Raw genomic sequence first — 23398 nt, 5'->3', positions numbered from 1 at the left:
GGGCCGGAGCGGGCAGAAAAGCGGGTCATCATTTTGTCGTGGGGTAAATGGCCAGGAAGCGGATGGCGGTCTCAATGCCCTTGCGCAGACGGTCCAGACCGAATTTTTCGTTGGGGGAGTGGATGGCATCGGAGTCGAGCCCGAAGCCCATGAGCACGGTTCCGAGGCCGAGGATTCGTTTGAATTCGGCCACAATGGGGATGGAGCCGCCGCCACGGATGAAGAACGGCCGCTCGCCGTAAACGCCTTCCATGGCCTCGGCCGCGGCCTGCATGGCCGGCCCGGACGTGTCCACGAGGGCTCCGGGGCCACCGTGCAGGTTGCGGAACGTGAGCTTCATGGTCGGGGGCGTGTGCTTCTCGAAATGGCGCCGCAGTTTGTCGGTGATCTCGTCCGGGGTCTGGCCGGGCACGAGCCGGCAGGAAATCTTGGCGTGGGCCTTCGACGGGAGCACCGTCTTGGCCCCTTCGCCTGTGAACCCGCCCCAGATGCCGTTCACGTCCAGGCAGGGACGGGCGGTCGTGGCCTCCCACGCCGTATAGCCTTTTTCGGTGCGGGCCGCCGGCGCGCCCACTTCGTCCAGCCACTCGGCCTCGTCGAAGGGCAGTTCGGCGAACGAGGCGCGCTCCTCGTCCGTCAGCGGGATGACGTTGTCGTAGAATCCGTCAATCGTCACGCGGTGGTCGTCGTCATGCAGATCGGCAATCAGGGCGGCCAGCGCGTTGATGGGGTTATGGATGGCCCCGCCGTAGACGCCCGAATGCAGGTCCCGGTCGGGTCCTTCCAGGGTCACCTGCACGTAGGCCAGGCCGCGCAGGCCGTAGGTAATGGAGGGTACGCCGGTGCCGAAGAGCGCCGTATCGGACACCATGACCACGTCGGCCGCCAGCAGGTCCTTGTGCGCCTCCAGGAACGCGGGCAAATGCTCCGATCCGATTTCCTCCTCGCCCTCGAAAATCATCTTCACGTTCATGGGCAGGCCGTCGGTGGCCAACCAGGCCTCCACCGCCTTCACGTGCATGTACAGCTGGCCCTTGTCGTCGGCCGAACCGCGCGCATAAAGGTCCCCGTTCCGTACGACCGGATCGAACGGCTCGGTTTCCCACAGTTCGAGCGGATCGGGAGGCTGCACGTCGTAGTGGCCGTACACGAGCACGGTCCGCGCCGCGGGATCCACGATCTTCTCGGCGTACACCACGGGATGTCCGGGCGTATCCATGACCTGGACGCCGTCCAGGTCAATGGCCGACAGGTGGGCGGCGAGCCAGCGCGCCGCATCTCCCACATCCTGCTTGTGGGCCGGGTCCGTGCTGACGGACGGGATGCGCAGGAAGGTCTTCAAATCATCGACAAACGTGTCGAAATGCTGGTCAGCGTAGGCGAGTGGGTTCTTCATGGATCAGGCAGCAGGCCAGGGAAAGGGTCAGGGAATAGCATCAAAGTTCGCTTTCATCGCGCCATCGCTCCAGCCGCCAGGCGGTGAGGGAGTCGGCACGGGACAACGTGAAGTTAACGTTCCCGTCGGTGCGGAAAACGTCACCCTGTTCGAGCGTCACGGTCAGGTTGAAAGATCGTACCACGCGGGTCCGGATGCCGGGGATGAGCTCATCCTGGGCAAAAATCTGATTCCACTGCAGGCGGATGAGGCTGGCATTCTGGAACAGGCGGCGCGTGGACTCCAGGTCCTGCGTGAAGCCCCATTCGCGCTCCACCTGCGCATCGAAATCCTGGTAGACGAACGTGAAGGAGGAGTCGAGCAGCGTTTCGTACAGGCTCAGGTCCCGCAATTCGTAGGCGTTCCGGAAGTTGGTGAAGAAGCCTTCGACGGTAGTGGGGTCGCCCAGGAGATCCCCGAAGGCATCGCCGTCGTCGAGGGCGGGAGCGAAGGGGTTGCACCCGGCCAGACCAATCACCACGAAGGCCCCGAGCCAGTGGGTCGGTCGGGCCAGGCAGGAAGCGATCTGTCGGCGGGCGGCGGTCATTTCATGAACTCGGCCTTCAGATCGCTCCAGGTCGGGACCGGGCCGAGCTCCTGGTCAATCCACGTCTCCAGGCTCCAGAGCCCGTCCAGTTGCTGGACGAGCGTCCACTGGAGCCTTCCCTGCACCTCGGTCGGCGCCTCCGTGCGGCGATGGTTGACCGACAGCACATAGGTGGCATCGAGCACGAATTCGGTGGGCGATACCAGTGTCAGCGACCGGTCGTTGAGCGTCAGGCTGTGCCCCGTGTTCATTTCGGCTGCCGAGACGAGCGCGCTGAAATACTGCTCCTCCTGTGCCCGATCCCACGATGCAAAGACGGGCTCCCGCGCTTCGGCCGATGCGGTGGGCTGGAAATCGAGGGTTTCACTCAAGCTGCGACGGTAGTTCAGCGTGTTCAATTCGCGGACGGCGTTCTCGATGTTCTCGATGACCTGCTCTGGCGTATCGGGCTGGGAAAACGTACCCGACGAGGTGATGGGCGCCTCGGGTTCACGCGTCGAAAACAGGCTGCATCCGGACAGCGCAGCGACCAGGAGGAAGGCTATGACACCCCGGGCCGGGCTCATGACCGACTGAACAGGATGAGTCGCGGGGAATCGGGGCCGAAGGGGGCGCCGTCGTACGATCCGAATACGTGTTCGAGGGTCAGGCCTGCCTCTTCGTACAGGCCCCGGAAGTCGTCCAGGGCAATGAGGGCCACGCTCTCGTTGAAGGTGTGCGCGTCCCCGTTCCGCGTGAGCGTGATCTGCTTGCAGATCCGGTCGAAAGCGCCGTTACCGGGCTCCACATGGCGTTTCTGGTGCACGTGTACGTCTCCGATGGTCCGTTCGTCCTCCGGAATGAACGTACGACGGACAAGATCCGCATTCATGAAGTCCTGGACGACCCACGCGCCGGGTTTGGCAGCGGAGCGCAGGGCGCTGACGACGCGCAGGTGTTCCTCGTGCTCGGTGAAGTAGCCGAACGCCGTGAACAGGTTGACCACCAGGTCGAACGCCGCGGGCGCGTGGACATCCCGCATGTCGCCTTGCTCGAAGTGGATGGAGAGGCCGCGGTCGGCCGCCGATTTCCGGGCGATTTCGAGGGCCCGCTGCGCCAGGTCCACGCCCGTCACGTCGAAACCCCGCTCGGCGAAGGCCATGGCGTGCCGACCGCGGCCGCAGCCCACGTCCAATACCCGTGCACCGGGATTGGGCCGACAGGTGTCCAGGATGAGTTCGACCAGCCGGAGCGCTTCGGCCTCATTCCGGTTGCGGTAGACCAGGTCGTAGGCGTCGGTATTGAACCAGTCCTTATACCAGGGCATGCGCATCCCCGACGAGTTCGGTCACGCGGTGGATGACCTCATCCAGCAGGCTGTCCGGACAGGAGGCCCCGGCCGTCAGCAGGACCGTGACCGGGCGTTTCGCGGGAAGCCAGCCCTGGGTGGTGATGTAGTCCTTCACGTGCAGGTCGAAGTGTGAAATCCGGTCGGCGGAGTCAATGCGCGACGCATCGGAAATGAAAAACGTCGGCATACGCTCCTCGCACAGCTCCACCAGATGACTCGTGTTGGAGGAGTTGGAGCCTCCCACGATGATGGCCAGGTCGGCGCCGTCCTCGATCAACGCGCGCGTCGCATCCTGATTTTCATTCGTGGCATAGCACAGGGTGTCGCTGGTGTCTGCGAAGTGGGCAGGCAGGTCATCCGCACCGTATCGATCCATCATGGCCTGGCGCAGGATGGCGGCGATCTCGGCGGTTTCCGTGGCGAGCATGGTCGTCTGGTTGACCACGCCAATCCGGGTCAAATCCCGCTCCGGGTCGAATCCGGGACTCGTCCGGTCGGCAAAACGCGCATTGAAGAACGACCGGTCGGCGTCGCCCCGGATGTACCGGGCCAGTTCCCGGGCCTCCTCCAGGTCCCGGATGACCATGACCCGGGTCACCGCCTGGGCGTGGGAAAAGGTGGCCCGCGTTTCCTCGTGGTACCGCTTGCCGTGCACGATGACCGTGTAATCCTTTCGCCCGATCTGGTCACTGCGCTTCCAGACCTTCTCCACGAACGGACAGGTGGTGTTGTAGGCCGTCACGTCAATGCCCATGTCGGCCAGTTGCTTTTCCACTTCCAGCGTGGTGCCGAAGGCTGGGATGATGACGACATCGTCCGGCGTCAGTTCGGAGAAGGGGATGAGCTGCTCGCCCTCGGTGGTCCGCAGGAACCGGATGCCACGCGACAGCAGGTCGTCGTTCACGTGGGGATTGTGGATCATTTCCGAGAGCAGGAAGATGCGCTTGTCCGGATGCTCCCGGAGCGCCCGGTAGGCGATTTCAATGGCGTTCTCGACGCCGTAGCAGAACCCGAAATGGCGGGCCAGCTTGAACGTGACCGATCCGTGGTCGAGCACGGACGGGGACAGGTCCTTCTTTCGCGGATCTTCCAGCCGGCGCTGTTCCTTGATGCGCGATACGATCGGGCTCCGGTAAAAGGCGGGTACGTCGAATGTGCGGGCCATGCCTCGATGGGTCCTTTAGGGGTCCTGGGTGGGTTTTGGCGTACAACGTCCGGGCAGGCATCCGTGTTGCATGGGGCGCGGATTGGGGGATTTCCGGTCGGCCATCTCCAGTTTGGATCTCAAATGACTGCCCTTCCGAGGGGAGATGGAGGCCCGTAAATCCCCAATCCGCACCCGATCCGGGCCCTGAGCCGCACCCCGCGCCGCTAGAGTCGCCGGCTCACCCGGGGCAGGGTGTCGGCTTTGAAGGCGGCGTAGCGGCCCTCGAGGATGGCGCCGCGGGCGCCGCGCATGAGCCACAGGTAGAAGGCGAGGTTCTGGACGGACGCGATCTGGGAGGCCAGGTATTCGCCGGAAACGAACAGGTGGCGGAGGTAGGACTTGGTGAAGTGCCGCGAGGCGTACACGTCGAGCCCCGGATCGATTTCCGAGAAATCTTCCCGCCAGCGCCGGTTCTTGATGTTGATGATGCCCTCTGTAGTGAAGAGCATGCCGTTGCGGCCATTCCGGGTGGGCATGACACAGTCGAACATGTCGATCCCCCGTTCGATGTTTTCCAGGAGATTGGCCGGCGTTCCGACGCCCATGAGGTACCGGGGGCGGTCCTGTGGCAGCAGCGGCGCGACGACATCCACCATGGCATACATCTGTTCGGCCGGTTCTCCGACCGACAGGCCACCGATGGCGTATCCCGGAAAATCGATGTCCATCAGGGCCCGGGCCGATTCGCGACGGACTTCCGGATAGACCACGCCCTGCACAATCCCGAAGAGGGCCTGGTCGTGGCCATACAGCAGCGACGTGGCCTCGAAGTGGTCCTTGCACCGCTTGGCCCAGCGGATGGTCAATTCATTGGATTTGCGGGCGTAGTCCAGCGTGGCGTCGCCCGGGGGGCATTCATCCAGCACCATCATGATGTCCGACCCGATGGACCGCTGGGTGTCCACGACGTTCTCGGGTGTGAACTGGTGGTACGATCCGTCGATGTGCGACTGGAAGCGGGCGCCTTCCTCGGTCAGCTTCCGCCGCGAGGACAGGCTGAACACCTGGTATCCTCCGGAGTCCGTCAGGATGGGACCGTCCCAGTGCATGAAGCGGTGCAGGCCACCTGCGGCCTGCATGACCTCCATGCCGGGGCGCAGGTACAGGTGGTACGTGTTGCCGAGTATGATCTGTGCGCCGATCTCGTCCACCAGCTCCCGCTGCCAGACGGCCTTGACGCTCCCCAGCGTGCCCACCGGCATGAAAATGGGCGTTTCAATGACGCCGTGGGCCGTCTCGAGTCGGCCGGCGCGCGCGCCGGAAGGATCGGTCTGTTGAAGGGTGAAGGTCAACCGTCTGCAGGCCCGTTCATTGTCGCGGTTCCGGCGTTCCGGTCGAGTCGCGCCGGGCTTCAAGCTCGGCCTCCAGGGCCTGGAGGCGCATTTCCCATTCCAGGAGTTCGCGCTCGCGGGTGCTGATGTCGCCGAGGCTCTGGGAAATGGCCCGCTCGCGGAGTTCGAAGGGGGCGAGCTCCATGCTGCCGCGCTCCTCGAAGTAGCGCTTGAAGAGCCAGTTGTGCTTGGCGGCCTCCATGAGCTCGGCGAATCGGAAAGCACCCAGCGTGCCCCACGTCATGGCGTTCTCGGCGCCCTGGGAGACGGCCTGCAGGTCCGCGGAAATCGTGCGGAGCGTATCGGCCGTGGCAAGGAGTTCATTGTACAATTGCGGATCGTTCAACAGCAGGGCAAGCGTCCCATCGCCCGAATCGATCTTCTGGAGGATGGACTCTATGCCCTCGGTGGCCCGCACGGCCACATCCACCAGGATATCCGCGTTGGCTTCGGCCGATGTGGCCAGGGAGTTCATGACACGCCGGGTTTCGTCGGTCGTGGCCAGGAACGAGTTGTAAAGCGCCGGATCGTAGATGATGCGTCCGAGGGTGCCCTCGCCGGCCTGCACGTCCAGCAGGATGGCCTCGAACACGTTGGCGGCCCGCTCGAAATCCTGGACGGAGGCCAGGGCGCGGTCGGTGATTTCGAACAGGTCGAACGGATCGACGCCCGGCAGGATGTCATCGTTCTCAATCGGTTCGCCGGGCTCGTCGGGGTTGACGAGCACTATGATCTGCTCGCCGACCAGGCCATCGCTCTTGATCTGAGCCTGCGTATTCTTGCGGATGAGGTGGCTGGCCCGCTGCGCGATGGACATGGTTACGTCAATCTTCTGCCCCGGCTCGTTCGGCAGGGTGACCGATTCCACGCGGCCCACGCTGACGCCCTGGTACTGGACCTTGCCGCCTGCCTGGAGACCGGCCACGGAGGAAAACTGGGACCGGACTTCCGTCACATTGCTGAACAGGAAGGTCTGGTTGCCGATGGCGAACAGGCCGAGGACCAGCAGGATGAGCCCGCCGGTGATGAGCAGCCCGAGTCGTACGTTCCGGTTCATGGGGATGGTGGTGTCGAGGAAGCAAAAAATTGCGAAACGAACGGGTGGTCGGACCGGCGAACATCATCCAGGGTCCCTTCGGCGACGATTTCGCCCCCGTCCAGGAAGTGCACCTGGTCCGCCACGATTTCCGCGCACAACAGATCGTGCGTAATGGAGATCGAGGTGATATTCCGCTCTTCCTGAAGCCGCACAATGAGTTCTGAAACGGTGCGGACCGAGATGGGATCCAGTCCCGTAGTGGGTTCATCGTAGAGCATGAGGCTCGGGTCCAGGACCAGGGCTCGGGCAAGGGCCACCCGCTTGCGCTGGCCCCCGGAGAGTTCGGCCGGCAGGGCGTTCATCTTCTCGGGGAGCTCGACCCATGTCAGGAGTTCTTCCACTCGGTCCCGCTCCTCGGCCTCGGTCATGTCCCGGTGGCGACTCAGAAAGAAACGCATGTTCTCGAACACCGTCATGGAATCGAACATGGCGCCGCTCTGGAACAGGTAGCCGGTATCGAGGCGGACCCGGTCCAGGGCGTCGCCGTCCAGGTCGTCCACGCGTTCGCCGTCCACATAGACGGCTCCTTCATCCGGCTTGAGCAGCCCAACGATGTGTTTGATGAGCACGCTCTTGCCGGAGCCGGATCCTCCCATGACAACGCCCGACGAGCCGGCTGGCACCGTCAGCGATACGTCCTTGAGCACCTCGAGGGTGCCGAACGTCTTCCGGATATGTTCCAGTCGGATCTCTTTCATGACGACACATCCCCGAAAAGGAGGAGGGAGAAGCGCACAATGACCACGTCGGCCAACAGGATGAGCAGGGACGATACCACCACGGCCTGCATGGCCGCGCGGCCCACTTCCCTCGTTCCGCCCCGGACATTGAAGCCGAGCCAGCAGGAGACAATGCCCACGATGAAGCCGAACACCGACGTCTTGCCGGTGTCGATGACCAGGTCACTGAAGCGGACCGACTCGAACGCCGTGGACAGGAATATGCGGTAGTCCATGCTCGAGGCAATCTGCGATTCGATGTATCCCCCGAACAACGCCAGGCTGTCGGTCCACAGGGTCAGGATGGGAAACATGATGACGCACGCCAGGACGCGGGTGATGACCAGGTAATGGTACGGCTTGAGGGCCGCCACTTCGAGGGCATCGATCTGTTCGGTGACCCGCATGCTGCCGATTTCGGCCCCCATGCCGGCGCCCAGTCGTCCTGCCAGGACCAGTGCCGTGATGACCGGACCGATCTCCTTGATGACCGACAGCGCCAGCATGCTGGGGAGGACCGCTTCGGCACCAAAGCGGACCAGCGTACCGCGGCTCTGCATGGCCAGCACGATACCGATGGCCAGGCCGGTGACGCCGGTCAGCAGAAAGCTCTTGGATCCGACATCGTCCATCTGCCGGAGGAGTTCGCGCCCCTCGAACGGCCGCCGCCAGACCCGCCGGAAAAACATCCCGGTGAATCGGCCGAATTCGGCCACCTGGGTCAGGAATTCCGTCAGTCCGTCCTTCTCAAAACGCATATTCCCACCTCAGGTTGACGCGGAGGATGGTGCCCCGGTTGATGAGCGTGATCAGGAGTTGCTGGATGATTTCGTATTCCACGGCCACCTGCGTCTCGTTCTCCCCTCCGGTAGTGGAGGATTCCGAGCTGCTGGAGAGGGCTATGGGTTGGGAAACGGACACGTACAACCGGGGGGATACGTACTTGCCGGCGGTCAGGGTCAATCCCTGGGTGCCGGTATGGGCAATCTCGATGACATCCAGGCCGAGTCCGGCACCCGCCATGTTTTCCACAAGGTCGGTAAGTGGACCCATGGCAAGACCGGCTGCCGACTGCAGGTAATTGTCGGTCTGCGATCCCAACTGGAACGAACTGCTGGCCGGGCGGCCCGTGGCAATGTACGATACGATGTCCGCCAACTCCATGGCGGGGTCGGAATCGAAGGTGACCTCCAGGTCGTCGGGAGAGCCGGATACGTTCAGCCGGATGACGACTTCCGAGCCGCCGGCCGTACGGGACGGCACGTCATAGGACGCCTGGAGGTCCATGATGGGCGCCCCTATGGGCCCGTTGAACGTGAGCGTACCCCGTTCAATGTCGAATCGGCGGCCGAATTGCTGGATGCGGCTGCGCTCAGGCAGTACTTCGATATTGCCGAACACATCCGGATCGGCGTTGCGGGCCTTGTCCACGTCCAGGCGGCCGCTGATCTGGATGTCCATTTCCGGGTTGGATTTCGAGCGGACCCAGGTATCCCGCTGCATCCGGATGGTCAGGTCCTCGATGGCCAGGACCCGATAGAAGTCGAAAGCCGTGGTGTCCTCGGCACTTATGCGCATGCCGAACCGTTCCCGTAGCGTCAACAGGTCGGCGTCGCTCAATGTGACAGCTTCATATGCACCAGCCGTGGTCTCGTCGGTCAGGTAGAAATCGGCACTGACCACTTCAATGTCTCCCTGGAGTCGGGGACGGTCGGTGCTCCCGGTGAGTTGCCCGCTGCCCGAAATGACCGTCCGGTAGTTGGCATTGTCCACAGCCAGGAAGTCGTTGGCGCTGAAGGCAATATCCACGCTGCCGAGTTGCAGGTCGGTCATGGCAATGCCCCCGGAAGCTTCCACGCGCCCGTTTCCGGACTGCGCCACCATGCGGTCCACCAGGATGGAATCCGCCCGGAAGGACAGGTCGGCCTCCAGGCCGTCATAGCGAAGGCCGCGCCGCTTACCCAGTTCGGGAAGGCCGATCCGGCCGTCGCGCAGCTGCAGGGTGCCCTGCCAGGCGGGAGCGTTGCCGGTCCCCGTCACCCGGACATTTCCGGAGAGGGCTCCACGCAGGTCGTCCACCAGAAGGGGGTCAATGAACACGCGGGTCCACCCGATGGGATACGCGTCGGCACCGACCTGGAAGTCCACTGTGCCCTCGGGGCTGCCCAGCGGCAGGCGCCCGGCCGCCGTCAGTTCGCCACCCTGGGGATGCGTCAGCCGCGCATCCAGCACCACGTCCCCGTTCAGGAGCGTGAGCCGGGCCGTGGATTGTCCTGCGGGCTCTCCGAAGGCAGTCAAATCCGAGGTAAGCGTGCCCTGTACCGACAGGCTGTCGCCGGCCATCGAGAGGCTGAATTCACCGGACGTCGTTCCGCCCAGGCCCGGGAAATCCAGCAAGGAGGCCAGCGGTGCCAGCTGGACCTGATTGACGGTGACGAAATGCCGCTGCTCCGAACCCTGCAGGAGGCTGGTGGCACTGATGACCTGGTCGCCTGAGGTGAGACGCAGTGCAGACAGGGAAGGGGTGTCGCCCAGCGTGAGGCGGGCAGGAGCTGAGAGTGCCCACGTGTCGCCGTTCAGGCGGGCATCGAACCGGTCGATGGTGATGACCATCGGTTCGTCGTCCGGGGTCACGATGGCCGATACGCCGATGTGCTTGTTCTCTGCCAGTTGGATTTCGGCATCGCCCGAAACATCCAGGCCGTCCCACGCCACGCGGACCGTTGCGGACTGCATGGACAGGGCCGGGACGTCCAGGACGGACGATTCCACCGTCAGCTCGGCGAAGGAGGGAAGCAGTGCGGGGAAGACGGGGCGCAAGTCCACGGGGCTATCGGGCACAGGTGGGTCGGGATCCGGGGCGCCGGAGTCTCCGAACTCGGCCAGGAAGCGCCCGGTAATCTCGCTGGCGTAGAACGATTCGTTCCTGAGGCCACCCGCCGTCAGATCGGCCACGACCCGGCGCTGCGCCAGTGGCCCGTTCACCCGGACGGTAGCCCCCAGGGTAACGAATGCGAGACCGGTTTCTTTCAGCCCCGGAAGCTGCATGATCGCCGCCGGGACGTCGGCACGGAGCGTGAAGTCGCTGGACTCCTGCGCAAACGATCCGCGGCCGTCCAGTTGGAGATCCGTGCCTGAAAGGCGCAGGGAGTCCACGCGGACGGACGTCCGGTCCAGGTGGACTCCGAAGGCACCGTCGTCGACGCGGAACGCGTCCCACGACCCGCGCAGGGAGTCTCCGGTCGCCACGATGTCCGTCCAGGTGCCTTCCGCGAGTTGGATATTCGCTTCGACGGTAGCGGACAGTGTGGAAGACGACGCGCGCGGGTCCAACAGCGCTGCAATATCCAGATGGTGCGCCCGCATATTGGCGTACATCCGACCCTCGTTCAGCCCGAAACTGCCGGTGATGCCGCCATTCGTGTCTTCCAATACCAGTTTTCCGGACGATGCGCCGTCCTCCAGGCGGAGGTTCAGCTCGGCGGTGGTGACACGAAAGGCGTTCAGGCGCGATCCGGCCGCGAGGGACACGTGTCCGTCCAGTTCAGGGACGCCGTTCTGCAGACGACCGCGTACGTCCAGATCGCCCCCGAGGTCGCTGGATTGGCCTTCCAGGGCGAGGATGGCACCCACATCCAGGCCACCGAAGATGCCCGACGCAGTAATCAGACTGTCCTGCGAGGGATACCAGCCCGCCGTCAGGTCGGCCGTCGTACCGGTGTGTGCACTGTCCCCACGGGCACGGATATCGGCCGTCATGGAGTCGGCGGCCATGCGAATGTCCAGATCGAGAACGGAAAACGCCACGTCATTCAGGTGCGACCCGCCGAGCATCAATTCCAGGCGTCCGTTCGAGCCGGTCATCACGCCGCTGCCCGTCCCGGAAAGGATGATGGACTGATCCGGCATGCGAAGTACCGAAGCCACATCCAACGCCTGGAATTCGAGCGCGGTCAAATTGACCCTGTTGTCCAAGGATCGCCACTGGAGGCGCGTGCGAGCGGTGCCGTCCAGTCGGTCGGCTTCGGCCTCTATCGAGAGTGCGTCCAGCGTTCCCGTGGCCTGGAAAGTCAGGGAATCGAGTACGGCACCTCCGCCCTGGACATCGGTGAACCGACCGTCGGCGCGCACGGGGCCATCCGGGGTCAGATCGAACGTGATCTCTCCGGGAAGGTACGTGGAATCGGCCAGGGTCAGCAGTTCGTGGAGGGGGGCGCGGCCGGTACGGACGCGCCCCTGGACACGGGTGTTCGAAGCATGGATGTCGAGGTCGGCCAGCGTCTGCGCGCAGGCGTCGAGACCACCCTCAATATGTGTTGTTGTGCTGGAGGTGCTCGGCGCGGGCATCTGGAGCCGCATACGGAGATTCCGGCTCGTGACCGGGCAGCCGCCGACCGTCATGTCGAGCAACTCCACCGTCGCGGTCCAGTTGGAAAGCGATTCGGTGCCGCGGAACGTCGCGCTCAGGCCCCCGGTGAACGGGACGGGCGACGAGAGGTCCAGGCCCTCCGGCGTAAGGTCTTCCACGTGGACCGTACCGCGCAGGCGGTCCTCGCCCATCTGCCAGGCCCCATCGGTGCGGAGGAGGGCGCCGGCGGCACGTACCGTGCCGCTCCACGAAATCGTGGAGTCGGCGCGTTCGGCGAACGCCGAACCCGCGCCGACCCGGCGCCCCAGCAGGGAGCCCGGCCCCAAGGTCACGTCCACGCGCCCCATGGTCTCCTCCCACGTATCGCCGAGCGCCAACGCGGCGTCGGCGCGTGCGTTCAGGAGCGTCTGTTCCGGGAAATCAGAGCCCAACGCATCCGGGCGGAAATCCTCCAGCTCAACGAGTATGTTCACGTTCCGTGGAAGGACCTGCGCCGGACCCGAGGCGGAGGCAGACCCATCCATGCGGACCTCAACCCGGCCACCGGCCCCGGTGTCGAGCACCACCCGCGCACGGAGGGAGTCCGCGCCCACGTGGGCATCCGCTTCCACGTCCAGTCGGCCATCGTCACGCAGGGTGGCCACGAAAGGCTGCAGGTCGGCAAAGCCGACATGTCCCGCGACGTCCAGATCCAATGCCAGCCCGCTGGAATCCGGCAGCCGTCCCGATATATCCAGGTCCAGGATGCTGCCGGGCGCACTGCCGCGCAGGGCCGCCGAGAACGCCCCGTCACGGCCGAGTTCCGCCCGGGCAGCCACATACCCCGCATCGGTCACCCCGGGATAGGTGAAGGCCAGATCGAGTGCGCGGAGCGTGACCGCGAATCCCCCGGAGTCACGGGCCAACACCGGCAGGTCCAGATGGCCATCATCCAATGTCCACAATACGTCGTCCGCCTGCACAACCGAGCCCGAAATCCGCTGGACCTCGACCCGCTCCAGATTGAACGGGAACGTGGTCGTATCGCTCTCAGGAAAGGTGGGCAGGACCAGACTGCTGTCGGCCCGACGGCCGAGCTGGAACGAGAGGTCACCCGCCTCGATTTTCCTGACGTGCAACACACCGAACACGGACAACAGGTCGTACTCGACGCGGAGTGTATCGACGGCCAGCCAGGTGGAGTCACCGGGCGTCGACGCCCGCACATCCGTCAGTGTGAGGCCCCGGAGCGGCGATCCCGAACTGCCGCCGAGCGTCACCTGCAAATCCGGGGGCAGCACACGCGCGAGCGTGCCCTGCAACACGGCGCGTTGGACCGGGGAAACATGCAGGACTCCGACCACCGCGACGATCGTCAACAGAAGCACCAGAAGGACACGCAGGGCCACGCGCCCTCCCGAGCCCGCCCCTGGCGCCTCTTCCGTGCGATATGTGGGCTGCTCAGAAGGCACGATCAATACTCACGTGGACGTTCAATCGGCGAAGGAAGCGGTCCGAGGGCGGATCGCTACGGAATCCCTGCTCATGCAGCACGATGTCCTCGGGTCGGCGCAGGTCCGCATCGGCCGGGTTCAACTTGTAGGCCAGGTCCAGGCGGAGCATCCCGACCGGCGTGCGGTACCGGATGCCGGTACCCGCTCCGAACCTGAAATCCCCGCCCGACACGAATCGCCGGTCCCGGAATTCAGCGACCCCATCTGTGGAGAACACCTGCGCCCCCCCTGCGTCCAGCACCCGTTCGGACGAGACGGCGCCCCCGTCCAGGAAGACCGCGGCCCGCCACGAGTCGCCCAACCCGGGCACGGGGAACCGCAATTCGGACCGGAAACTGACCTTGGCGCGGCCACCGATGGCCTCGAACCGGGCGTTTTCGGCGTGCGGGGTTCCGTCCGCATCCACCGTGACCGTATCGGCCACGGCCACCTGGGGCCCGAGGGCGTTCAGGGCCCAACCGCGTACATCGCTCGCGCCTCCGGCGTAGAACCGGATGGCATCGAACCGGAACTCATTCTGGGGGTCAAGCTGATCCTTCGAGTCCTTGAACGGCGCCAGCCAACCCGTGGTGAGGGACAGGATGACGGACGTGCGCCGTGTGATGGGGACGTAGGCCGTGGCGTCCACCGACGCCTTGGCATACTGTACCGCCGAGCCCCCGAGCAGACCGCCCAGTTCCAATGCCGGGCGTACGAACCAGCCTCGGCGCGGTACCAGGAAGTCATTCAGCCATCCGAATCCCATCCCGGTCGACAGGATGCTGCGATTGTAGACTCCGAACCGGTCACCCAGCCCGGTCGAGGTCAACGGGACCGCCCGGCTGAACGTGTGTTGCGCGGTCAGATTCCGGAAGGGCAGGATTTCGAGGACGAGCGAGGACGTCAATCCGAATTCGTAGAACCGGGTGTCCTGGTTCGGCTCATCCAGCCAGGAGAAAAACGGGGACAGTCCGCCGGAAAGCCGGGTCCAGCCCAGCCACGGCTGCCGGAGGGACAGGTTCGTGGTCACGGATCGGACCGGCTTGCGCCCCGTACCGGTGGCGGCCAGCAGGCCGGTCCGGGAGGATGCACCCGCGCTGAACTGCCGTGCATCGCCCAGGAAATTCCGGTGCCGGAATTCCGTTTCAACGGACAGACCGGACTCCCGCGCAAAACCCGTCTGCGCCGAAATGTAGCGCAACTTGGACTCGCGCAACCGGTACCGGACGGTGACAAGGGAGTCGGGCTCCTGCTCGGGGACCTCGGCGAGGGCCAGCCGGAACAGGTTCAACCCGAAAATCTGCTGTTGCCCGGTAATGAGGCGTTGACGCGAGAATTCATCGCCCACCTTGAACGTCAATTCGCGCAGGACCGTCTGCCGCGAGACGCTCTCGTTCCCCTCAACCAGGATTTCGCCGAAGGTCCCATACGGCCCCGGAGACACCTCGAAGGCCAGGTCGGCCGAAAAGGCCTGCTCATCCACCGAAACGTCTCCATCCACGGATGCAAACGCGAAGCCGCGATTCTGGAGCAGACTCAGGATCTGGTTTTCAATGGAAAGCCGCTCGAAGTCGGTGAAACGACGCCCCTCGGCGGCGGACAACCGTTCTTTCAGCTCCTCCCACCGTTCGGTCAGATCTGCGGAAAGGGGGGTATTCAACGAGAAGTCCAGCGTACGGATGGTGACCGGCGTGCCCTCATCGATGGTGAAGATGATCCGGATCCGGTTGGACGACGCATTGAACTGGGACGCGGGATAATCCACGGATGCGTCAGGGAAACCATTCCTGGCATAGAACTGGCGCAGCCGGACCACGTCCCGCTGCAACTCGACCGGATCGAACGGATAATTGCGACCGGACAACAACGGGACGGCATCCTTCAGGTGGTCCAGGAAGGATGGTCCCTGGGTCGCCATCTGCAGCCGCAGGCGTTCCGCATCGAACGTCTGGGTGGTCGTGAATTTGAAGGCAATGTCCGAGACCTGCGTCGCCCCGTTGCTCAGCGCGAGCGCATCCTGTGCCTGGACCCCGCGCATGGGGGCGACCAGCAGAACCATGACGCATCCCAATACGAATCGCATCCTATTCATCCGGTTCAAGCGCCAGGAATCGTCGTCGGCGTTCATGCAGCATGCACATGATGGCCCCGATGATCATGATGAGCCCGGAGAAATACGCCCAGAACACAAGGATGACCACGAGGACGAAGGTATCCCCCAGAGCCGCCAACCCCGAGGTTTCGAAGCTGCCCATGGACTTGGCATAGGCTGAAAAACCGAATTTGGCCAGTTCCCAGAGCAGAGAAGCCACGGTGGCTCCCAGGAATGCGCTGCGCAACGGAGGCCGGGGCACCGGCGTCATGTAGATGAGCAGGAAGAACATGGCAATGCTTATAAGCCACGGCAGCAGCAGGCCGAATACGTTCAGGACCGTCAGCCAGCCCGACTGCAACCACTGGGTCTCAAACCCGAGTTCGGTAAGCCCCCAGAACAGGTTGGTGTTGATGGTCTGCGCCACCACGGTCAGGCCGATGGATGCCGTGAACAGTAGGCCGACCTGCAGTGCCATCCGCAGGTCGAAGGCGTAGCCCCGGAACAGGGAGCGCGTTCCGTGCCAGTCTTCCTGGAATACGCCCGACAGGGCAATCCGCAACGTCGTGAAGAGCGTGACGGCGGCCAGGAGCAGGCCAATGAGACCCACCAGCGTGAGGCGGCCCGACACGTTCTGCAACTGGCTCAGGAAGCTGATGAGCTCTTCCGACTGATACGCGGGGAAGACGCTCCGGATGGCCGATTCCACGAAACTGAATGGGCGATCGTTGCGCAGGATCTGCCCCACAATGCCCGTCGCCAGGAGCAGGAGGGGGGCTATCGTAATGAGGACCTTGTAGCCGATGGCCTGTGCCCACAGGAAGACCGGCTTTTCGCGCAGTTCCCGGTACACGCCCGATGCGTAGTACTTCGCTACATCAAGGAGGTCTTCTGGATTGAATGCCGGCATGCCGCAACATACCAACTGGAACGCACATTACGGGAGGTCAAGCCGTTGCTTTTCGGGGTTCCAGGAGCGGTTCCGCCCGGTTTTCCACGGTTTCACGGGTAATCCGCACGGCAGCTACGTCCGACTTCGTGTGGACATCGAACATCAGGTCCAGCATGGTGTCCTCAAGGACCGCGCGCAATCCGCGGGCACCGGTACCCAGTTTCTTGGCCTTTTCGACGATGGCGTCGATGGCCGAGTCCTCGAACAGCAGGTTCATGCCGTCCATGGCGAACAATTTCTGGTACTGCTTCAGGAGGGCGTTCCGGGGTTCCAGGAGGATGTTGCGCATGGCATCTTCCGAGAGCGCGTTGAGCGCGGAAATCACCGGCAGTCGTCCCACGAGTTCAGGAATCAGTCCGAAACGCAGCAGGTCATCCGGCTCCACATACTGGAAGATGGCCGGGTCGGATTTGTCAATCCGCTTGCCGACGCCGGCCGAGAACCCGATGGGGTTGGTCGATATGCGCCGGGAAATGATTTCGCCGAGACCGTCAAATGCTCCGCCCACGATGAACAGGATGTTCGACGTGTCGATGTTGATGAGATTCTGTTCGGGATGCTTGCGGCCGCCTTTCGGGGGCACGCCGGCGACGGTGCCTTCCAGGATCTTGAGCAGGGCCTGTTGGACGCCTTCGCCCGACACGTCCCGGGTAATGGATGCGTTGTCGGCCTTGCGCGCCACCTTGTCGACTTCATCGATGTAGATGATGCCGCGCTCGGCGCGCTCCACGTTGAAGTCCGCGGCGTGCAGCAGATGCGCCAAAATGCTTTCCACATCCTCACCCACGTATCCGGCTTCCGTCAGCGCGGTGGCATCGGAAATGGAGAAGGGCACGTCCAGCACACGGGCCAGGGTCCGTGCCAGGAGGGTCTTGCCCGTTCCCGTCGGGCCAATGAGCATGATGTTGGATTTCTCCAGCTCGACATCGGCGAACTCGCCATAGTGCTCCTTGGCGTCAATCCGCTTGTAGTGGTTGTAGACGGCGACAGAGAGGGCCTTCTTGGCCCGGTCCTGCCCGACTACATATTCGTCCAGGGACGACTTGATTTCGATGGGCGACATCCGCCGACCGGCTTCGTTCCGGCGCTGGGCGCGGGCGGGCGGCTTCGGGATGGCGGCTTTTGGGAGCGTGTCGTGGCCGACGATTCCGGCGGCATCGGTAATGCACCGGTCGCAGATGTAGACTTCCGGTCCGGCGACCATGCTGGTGACCTCGTGGGCCGTGCGGCCGCAAAATGAACACCGGATTACATCTTCTTTATGACTCATGATCAGTTCTGGTCGTGGATTTGATCACGGACCCGCCTCGCTGCCGACCCGCACATGGTACATATATCGCTCTTATCGCCCAATCCTTTAACCGGTATTCCTCCGCTTCCGATATTCAGGCATGAATATACCGTCTGTCTTCCTGGATCGCTGTCGGACCTTCCTGTCCGAACCGGACATGGAGCGCCTGCTGGGCGGCATCCAGAGCCCTCGCGTGACCGCATTCCGGCCGAATCCGCTCCTTTCCGGAGCTGCAGCCGAGCCCGGCGTTTTGCCGGACGCCGACCTGTGGAGTGAACTGGCGGACGGGGGGCTGCGGTTCCATCGCGCCCCGTGGGACGACCAGGCGGCGTGGGTGTCGGCCGAAGATCGCCAGGCGCTTCTGGAGTCGGCGGCTGCGCGCGAGGGCCGGCTGTACGTGCAGAGCCTGTCCAGCCAGCTTCCTGTTCCAATCCTGGATCCGCAGCCGGGCGAGCGGTTTTTGGACCTGGCAGCGGCGCCCGGCAGCAAGACGCTCCAACTGGCAGCGCGTGTCCCGGGCGCGCACATCGCGGCTGTCGAAGTCGTCAAGAAGCGGATGTACAAACTGAAGGACAATCTGACGATGCACGGCGCCGGCCACGTCAAGATCTTCCTCCAGGACGGCACCAAGGTATGGCGCTACCGGCCCGACCACTTTGACCGGGTGCTGATCGATGCGCCCTGTTCCAGCGAGGGCCGCTTCCAGGTGGACGACCCCGACACCATGGCCTGGTGGTCGCCGCGAAAGGTCAAGGAAATGGTGCGCAAGCAGCGCAGGCTCCTGTACTCCGCGCTGCGCGCCGTCCGGCCGGGAGGGATTGTCGTCTACTCCACCTGTGCCATTTCACCGGAAGAGAATGAGGCCGTCGTCCAGAGTCAACTCGACGCGTTCGAAGGCCAGGTCACGATCGAGCCCATTGAATGGCCCGTCGATATGCCGGAGCGCATCCCTGCCCTCACGTCCTGGAAGAACACCGATTTCGACGCCGGCATGGCGGGCTGCCTGCGCATCCTCCCCTCCGAGCGGATGGAAGGCTTCTTCGTGTGCCGCCTGCGCCGAGGGGACTGACGCCGGGGTTGGCGGCGCGTGTGGAGGCAGGCTCAGCCTGCAAACTCCGGAGGGGGTACTTGAAACATGACGTCTTCGCGACTTCAAAAAACAGGATGATCCTCGCGGTTTGACAGGATGATCCTGTTTCTACACCTCATCCGGCGACACCGCAAAAAGCCCCCCTTCCTTTTTTGTAGGCTGAGCCTTCCTGTGTACGAACGAACGCCGATCGAAAAATTGCAAACGACCGGTCAATAACGTTGCAAAACACCGGTTGAAAGTGTCGGGGATATATATTCGAGTAGAAACACACGCCACAACTCCAGCCAGCGACATGCCTCATCTTTTGCGCTTCCTCTCAGTTTCAGCCGTTTTGATTGGGTTTTCGGCGCTGGGGGCGGAAGCGGTTGCGCAGAACCCGACGCAGAACCCGACGCAGAACCAGGCCGCCCCCCTCAAGGTGTTCATCTCGGTGGACATGGAGGGGATTGGGGGGATCGGGACGAACCAGATGACGAGTTCGTCCGGGAAGGACTACGCGACCGGCCGGCGGCTCATGACCGAAGAGGTCAATGCGGTGGTCGCGGCTGTTTTCGCGCACGGCCCGGCGGAAATCCTGATCAACGATTCGCACGGTGACATGCAGAACCTGCTCCATACGGAGCTTGACCCGCGGGTCTCCTACATCCAGGGCAACACGAAGCCGCTGGGAATGGTACAGGGACTCGACGCATCGTTTGACGCGGCCATCTTCATTGGATACCACAGCCGGGCGGGCACCGAGGGCGGATTCCTGGCGCACACCGGCTCGGGCAGCGTGAAGGGCCTGTGGGTGAACGGTACGGAAGTCGGCGAGGGCGGGATGAACGCGTTTTTTGCCGCATCGCACGGCGTGCCCGTCATCGTGGCCAGTGGGGATGCGACATTCGCCGAACAATTCGGCGCCCTCGTGCCGACGCGGACCGTGGTCACCAAGCATGCGGAGGGTTACCAGGTCGCCCGGCTCATCCACCCGGATGTCGTCCGCCAGCGCCTGGCCGATGCCACGCAGGCGGCGCTCCAGGATCTGCCCTCCGCCCGCGTGTTGGATGTGCAGCAGCCGGTCACCGTACGCATGAAATTCGCCACCACCACCCGGGCCGAAATCCTCCAGGCCATACCGAACATGCGTCGTGTGGACGGCTATACCGTCGAATACACCGCGCGCACCATGGACGAGGCCTACCGGCTCATCCGACTCATGTACAAGTACATCAGTTGGTAGCGCTCATTTCGAACCACGGGATTACGACAGCGTAACAGTTCGCAATCCTCAATTTTATTGGTACGAACCAATGGCTGACGCGAGCATTTCAATCGATACGTTGAAGCAAGCGATGAAAGAGGCTCTTCAAGAGTCCCTCACCGAACAGCGCGAGTTGTTTCGAGATGTCGTTGCCGAAGTCATTGAAGACTTCGCAATGGTCGAGGCCATCGAGGAGGGTCGTGATTCCTCATCCGTAAGTCGTAAGCGAATCATGGACGTGCTTGAGGAACGTGAGTGAATACCCGTTTTCGGAAGAGCTTTGAACGCGACCTCAAGAAACTGAGAAATGATCGTCAGACTCTCGGTCGAATCCGATCAGCGATACTTGTAGTTGAGGAGGCCAACAGTCTGGATAATGTACCGGGCTTGAAAAGATTGACAGGGGGATCCGGCGACTATTGTAGGATTCGTGTTGGGGATTACCGGGTCGGCATTGAACTCGTCGGGGATGTAGTCGTCTTTACTCGTTGCCTCCATCGGCGGGAGGTCTATCGCTACTTCCCGTAAGCCTGCTTCTCAACCCTGCTGGGCGCCGTACTTCTCGAACAGGAACCGCTCGCGGTAGAGGTTCGTGGCGGTCTGGCAGACGGAGGTCGTGTACAGGTAGTTCAGGCCGCCGCCCAGGAATGCGCCAGTGACGGGTACCATCTGGGCAAGTTTTTTCTCGGTCAGGTTCACGCCCAGGCGTCGGAGCAGGCTCTCGACGGCGTTACCGGCGCCGATCTGTTCCAGGATCTGCGTGCCCTGCTGCCGTGCCACCCGCGACGCGGTGCGGATTGCAGGGGAGAGCGTGACATTCTTCCGATTGTTTCCCGGTTTGGCCACTTCGTCGAGCACCCGCAGCGCCTTCACACGTTCCTCGGCATCCAGCATGTCGAACCCGCAATACGTGGCAATCTCGCCGGCCGCGCGCAGGTTTATGGAAACGAGCGCGACGATGTCCGGGACAATGCCAGCGGCGCCCGCGAGCCCGGTGGCGGCGCCCTCGGCGGTCGCCAGGCTGACGTACTTCGTGTCCAGCCCGCGCAGGGCCGCGTCCACCTGCTCCAGGTCGAGCGAACGGATGTCGTCCAATGTCTCTACGTGCGTGCCGCGCGACCGGAAGTCTTTCAGCACGGCATCGGTCCAGACCGAGTCCTGGGTGATTTCATTGACCAGTTCCAGCAGGCCGCTGACCACGTTTTCCATGGTCCAGTCGACGCCCGGAATCTTGTGCACCAAATCCGTGACGTCATTCCAGGCGACCTGCGCCTGATTCGTCGCATCGCTCCACCAGGACGACGGCGGATTCCGCCACGCCTGGATGGCCTCCAGGGCGGACTTCTCGTAGGGCGACATGTCATGAATTGGAGGCATGGATCCCATATACGTTGGGCGCCCCGTTGGTTTCAATTCATGATGGGCCAGCGCACGCCGAAGCGGATGCGTTGCTGCGGCAGCGGATAGTCGGGCACGATCAGGTTGCCCATGAGCACGTTCGTGCCGCTCAGCAGGTTTTCGTACGCCAACGATACGGTGGCGCCGCGGATGCCTCCTTCAAACACCAGGTCAATCGTGCCGGAGCCGGCGGGCTGACGGTCGGCGGGGTCGCGCAGCACCAGCAGGCCGGTCGGCGTGTGGAGTGTCCGGCCGGTGAAGGTGGGCCAGGCGCGCACGCGGATGGAAGCGTCCAGATCCAGGTCTCCGGAAAACAGCAGTTGCCGCGTGCCCAGGCGGGTGGTGAGCCACGATTCCGGCAGGGCATCTTCCCATGCACGGGCTGAAGGATGCGCGGCGTCGGCCTTCGCGCGGGCGAGGACCGGGTTCACGTGCAGATAGACGGGTCCGGCTTCCACGTCCAGTTCGACCGATACGCCGTAACGCGAGGCGGCCGCACCCAGGGCGTACGCCTGGTACGAGGTGCCGCCGCCTTGCCGCACCCGCAGGGCATTCCAGTGTCGCCACCAGGGTGCGGCCGCCACAGACACCGGTCCGAACGCCGCGGCGACGCGGCCATGCACATGCCATACCTGCGGCACCGCGCCCGCAAAATCCGTGCGATCCAATATGGATTCCTCGAGCGGCTCCCACGACGCCGAAATCTGCTGCCCGGCCCATTCCGCCGTGGCGTCCACCGCGCCGAACCAGTCGCCGCCGGATTGCACGGCGCCGGGCTTCAGCGTGGCGCGAAAAGATGTGCTGTCCGGGGAGGCCCAGTGCAACACGGAGCGCAGATCGACGAAATCGGCGCCGTCCGTGCGGCGCGCGCGGGCCTCTGCTCCGAAGGAGAGTGCGGCACCACCATCCGACCCGGTGCGGCCAAGTCCCAGCCGCCCCAGTTCCGCGCGCGCCGCAAACCCGGTTCGGGCGGTCCGCCAGCGCATGGGCGCGGTCGTGGACATGAAGGTCAGCGTGTGCCAGGTCCGGTAGATCGTCAAATCCACGTCCCGACCGCCCACAACCGTCTGCCCGTCCAGCACCAGATCGTTTCGCAGCACCTGCCGCTCATCGCCGTCATTCCGGACGCGGGCGCCGAGCCGCTGATAGATCGACTCGTATTCCGAGGTAAAGGGCTCAACCCCCCCATGCGCGCCCACCCGGTGCCGTGTGTTCGTATCGGAAAGGCGCACGCGCCCCCACGTGCCGGAAAGCGCGACAATACCGGTGATCTGTCGCATCCTGCGTAGCGCGCTGCCGTCATACTCGCCCGTTGCGCCCGCCCCGGCGTATCCGAACAGCGTCTGCAATCGGGTACCACTGCTGTCTGACGTTTGGAGAAAGCCCGGCTGACGGTTCTGCACGTGTACCACGCGGGCCGCCTGCAGCCCATCGCCTGCGGATTCATAGCGGAGGACGGTGAGGGGCTCGGCCGCGAAATAATCCTCACCGCCGAGCAACGACGGAAGCATCTCGTGCAGCGGGCGCCCGCTGATGGGGCTGTCCCACGGCACAGTCCGGACGCCAATGCGGTGTTCGTGCGGATCCACACCGAAAAGGGACCACGCATCGGGCCAGCCTGCGGCCCCGAAGGTATAGCCGAACGCGCCCGCGGGCACCGGCGAATCGAAAATGCGAACAAGACCTTGCTTTGGGTGGGCGGTTAACCGATCAGCCGTCTGCGCGACGGAGAGGGCCGTACCCAATGAACCCACCAAAACGACACCGGCGAAAGCCACCGCCAGAATCCAGCCGGCAGACCGAAACGCGTTGCCGGACAT

The 23398-nt window shown here is 63.8% G+C and carries 19 protein-coding genes; 4 read left to right on the top strand and 15 right to left on the bottom strand.

Translation table 11 applies throughout. From position 1 onward, the window contains the following. Positions 1-28 precede the first annotated feature (28 nt). From RIE53_10250 to clpX, 13 genes are all read right to left on the bottom strand, one after another. A complete protein-coding gene (locus RIE53_10250; protein MEQ9105070.1) occupies positions 29-1396 on the bottom strand; it encodes a dipeptidase in 1368 nt (455 codons plus the stop codon). 40 nt (positions 1397-1436) lie between these two features. After that, complete coding sequence (locus RIE53_10245) at positions 1437-1982, bottom strand: hypothetical protein (GenBank protein ID MEQ9105069.1); 546 nt, start codon at positions 1980-1982, stop codon at positions 1437-1439. Beyond that, positions 1979-2548, bottom strand: a complete 570-nt coding sequence (locus RIE53_10240; GenBank protein ID MEQ9105068.1) for a hypothetical protein — start codon at positions 2546-2548, stop codon at positions 1979-1981. Before RIE53_10240 ends, RIE53_10245 begins: the two co-directional genes overlap by 4 nt. Further along, a complete protein-coding gene (locus tag RIE53_10235; GenBank protein ID MEQ9105067.1) occupies positions 2545-3288 on the bottom strand; it encodes a class I SAM-dependent methyltransferase in 744 nt (247 codons plus the stop codon). The genes RIE53_10240 and RIE53_10235 overlap by 4 nt, the downstream gene beginning before the upstream one ends. Next, complete coding sequence (locus RIE53_10230) at positions 3275-4477, bottom strand: 4-hydroxy-3-methylbut-2-enyl diphosphate reductase (GenBank protein MEQ9105066.1); 1203 nt, start codon at positions 4475-4477, stop codon at positions 3275-3277. The genes RIE53_10235 and RIE53_10230 overlap by 14 nt, the downstream gene beginning before the upstream one ends. Positions 4478-4683: 206 nt before the next feature. After that, positions 4684-5811 (bottom strand): tRNA guanosine(34) transglycosylase Tgt, encoded by a 1128-nt coding sequence (tgt, locus tag RIE53_10225; protein ID MEQ9105065.1) that lies wholly within the window; start codon positions 5809-5811, stop codon positions 4684-4686. 16 nt (positions 5812-5827) lie between these two features. Continuing rightward, a complete protein-coding gene (locus tag RIE53_10220; protein ID MEQ9105064.1) occupies positions 5828-6907 on the bottom strand; it encodes an MlaD family protein in 1080 nt (359 codons plus the stop codon). Further along, the gene (locus RIE53_10215; GenBank protein ID MEQ9105063.1) at positions 6904-7647 is read right to left on the bottom strand and encodes an ATP-binding cassette domain-containing protein; all 744 of its coding nucleotides are present in this window, start codon (positions 7645-7647) and stop codon (positions 6904-6906) included. Before RIE53_10215 ends, RIE53_10220 begins: the two co-directional genes overlap by 4 nt. Then, positions 7644-8426, bottom strand: coding sequence for an ABC transporter permease (locus RIE53_10210; protein ID MEQ9105062.1), 783 nt, complete (start codon positions 8424-8426; stop codon positions 7644-7646). The genes RIE53_10215 and RIE53_10210 overlap by 4 nt, the downstream gene beginning before the upstream one ends. Further along, positions 8416-13488: a translocation/assembly module TamB domain-containing protein gene (locus RIE53_10205; protein MEQ9105061.1), complete on the bottom strand. Its 5073-nt coding sequence runs from the start codon at positions 13486-13488 to the stop codon at positions 8416-8418. The genes RIE53_10210 and RIE53_10205 overlap by 11 nt, the downstream gene beginning before the upstream one ends. Further along, positions 13478-15637: a BamA/TamA family outer membrane protein gene (locus RIE53_10200; GenBank protein ID MEQ9105060.1), complete on the bottom strand. Its 2160-nt coding sequence runs from the start codon at positions 15635-15637 to the stop codon at positions 13478-13480. The genes RIE53_10205 and RIE53_10200 overlap by 11 nt, the downstream gene beginning before the upstream one ends. Beyond that, positions 15594-16511 (bottom strand): YihY/virulence factor BrkB family protein, encoded by a 918-nt coding sequence (locus tag RIE53_10195; GenBank protein MEQ9105059.1) that lies wholly within the window; start codon positions 16509-16511, stop codon positions 15594-15596. Before RIE53_10195 ends, RIE53_10200 begins: the two co-directional genes overlap by 44 nt. 37 nt (positions 16512-16548) lie before the next feature. Beyond that, positions 16549-17823, bottom strand: coding sequence for an ATP-dependent Clp protease ATP-binding subunit ClpX (clpX, locus tag RIE53_10190; GenBank protein MEQ9105058.1), 1275 nt, complete (start codon positions 17821-17823; stop codon positions 16549-16551). Between the two features lie 121 nt (positions 17824-17944). On the opposite strand from clpX, the gene RIE53_10185 reads away from it, so the two are divergent. From RIE53_10185 to RIE53_10170, 4 genes are all read left to right on the top strand, one after another. Then, the gene (locus tag RIE53_10185; protein MEQ9105057.1) at positions 17945-18913 is read left to right on the top strand and encodes an RsmB/NOP family class I SAM-dependent RNA methyltransferase; all 969 of its coding nucleotides are present in this window, start codon (positions 17945-17947) and stop codon (positions 18911-18913) included. 316 nt (positions 18914-19229) lie between these two features. After that, complete coding sequence (locus RIE53_10180; protein ID MEQ9105056.1) at positions 19230-20159, top strand: M55 family metallopeptidase; 930 nt, start codon at positions 19230-19232, stop codon at positions 20157-20159. A gap of 70 nt (positions 20160-20229) precedes the next feature. Then, entirely contained in the window at positions 20230-20439 is a 210-nt protein-coding gene (locus RIE53_10175; GenBank protein ID MEQ9105055.1) for a hypothetical protein, read from the top strand. Further along, on the top strand, positions 20436-20708 hold the full coding sequence (locus RIE53_10170; protein MEQ9105054.1) for a type II toxin-antitoxin system RelE/ParE family toxin: 273 nt from the start codon (positions 20436-20438) through the stop codon (positions 20706-20708). Before RIE53_10175 ends, RIE53_10170 begins: the two co-directional genes overlap by 4 nt. A 9-nt stretch (positions 20709-20717) precedes the next feature. On the opposite strand, the gene RIE53_10165 is transcribed toward RIE53_10170, so the two are convergent. Further along, the gene (locus RIE53_10165) at positions 20718-21557 is read right to left on the bottom strand and encodes an EcsC family protein (GenBank protein MEQ9105053.1); all 840 of its coding nucleotides are present in this window, start codon (positions 21555-21557) and stop codon (positions 20718-20720) included. 32 nt (positions 21558-21589) lie between these two features. After that, on the bottom strand, positions 21590-23398 hold the full coding sequence (locus RIE53_10160) for a hypothetical protein (protein MEQ9105052.1): 1809 nt from the start codon (positions 23396-23398) through the stop codon (positions 21590-21592).

This window comes from Rhodothermales bacterium (assembly GCA_040221055.1).
GTDB lineage: Bacteria > Bacteroidota > Rhodothermia > Rhodothermales > UBA10348 > 1-14-0-65-60-17.
The sequence above is the reverse complement of the archived record's forward strand: the minus strand, read 5'-3'. Positions and strand labels throughout refer to the sequence as shown.

Excerpts from the sequence above, each read along its gene's own strand:
- RIE53_10250 (MEQ9105070.1), bottom strand. The coding sequence starts at position 1,396 with ATGAAGAACCCACTCGCCTACGCTGACCAGCATTTCGACACGTTTGTC.
- RIE53_10245 (MEQ9105069.1), bottom strand. The coding sequence starts at position 1,982 with ATGACCGCCGCCCGCCGACAGATCGCTTCCTGCCTGGCCCGACCGACC.
- RIE53_10240 (MEQ9105068.1), bottom strand. The coding sequence starts at position 2,548 with ATGAGCCCGGCCCGGGGTGTCATAGCCTTCCTCCTGGTCGCTGCGCTG.
- RIE53_10235 (MEQ9105067.1), bottom strand. The coding sequence starts at position 3,288 with ATGCCCTGGTATAAGGACTGGTTCAATACCGACGCCTACGACCTGGTC.
- RIE53_10230 (MEQ9105066.1), bottom strand. The coding sequence starts at position 4,477 with ATGGCCCGCACATTCGACGTACCCGCCTTTTACCGGAGCCCGATCGTA.
- RIE53_10220 (MEQ9105064.1), bottom strand. The coding sequence starts at position 6,907 with ATGAACCGGAACGTACGACTCGGGCTGCTCATCACCGGCGGGCTCATC.
- RIE53_10215 (MEQ9105063.1), bottom strand. The coding sequence starts at position 7,647 with ATGAAAGAGATCCGACTGGAACATATCCGGAAGACGTTCGGCACCCTC.
- RIE53_10210 (MEQ9105062.1), bottom strand. The coding sequence starts at position 8,426 with ATGCGTTTTGAGAAGGACGGACTGACGGAATTCCTGACCCAGGTGGCC.
- RIE53_10200 (MEQ9105060.1), bottom strand. The coding sequence starts at position 15,637 with ATGAACGCCGACGACGATTCCTGGCGCTTGAACCGGATGAATAGGATG.
- RIE53_10195 (MEQ9105059.1), bottom strand. The coding sequence starts at position 16,511 with ATGCCGGCATTCAATCCAGAAGACCTCCTTGATGTAGCGAAGTACTAC.
- clpX (MEQ9105058.1), bottom strand. The coding sequence starts at position 17,823 with ATGAGTCATAAAGAAGATGTAATCCGGTGTTCATTTTGCGGCCGCACG.
- RIE53_10185 (MEQ9105057.1), top strand. The coding sequence starts at position 17,945 with ATGAATATACCGTCTGTCTTCCTGGATCGCTGTCGGACCTTCCTGTCC.
- RIE53_10180 (MEQ9105056.1), top strand. The coding sequence starts at position 19,230 with ATGCCTCATCTTTTGCGCTTCCTCTCAGTTTCAGCCGTTTTGATTGGG.
- RIE53_10175 (MEQ9105055.1), top strand. The coding sequence starts at position 20,230 with ATGGCTGACGCGAGCATTTCAATCGATACGTTGAAGCAAGCGATGAAA.
- RIE53_10165 (MEQ9105053.1), bottom strand. The coding sequence starts at position 21,557 with ATGCCTCCAATTCATGACATGTCGCCCTACGAGAAGTCCGCCCTGGAG.
- RIE53_10160 (MEQ9105052.1), bottom strand. The coding sequence starts at position 23,398 with ATGTCCGGCAACGCGTTTCGGTCTGCCGGCTGGATTCTGGCGGTGGCT.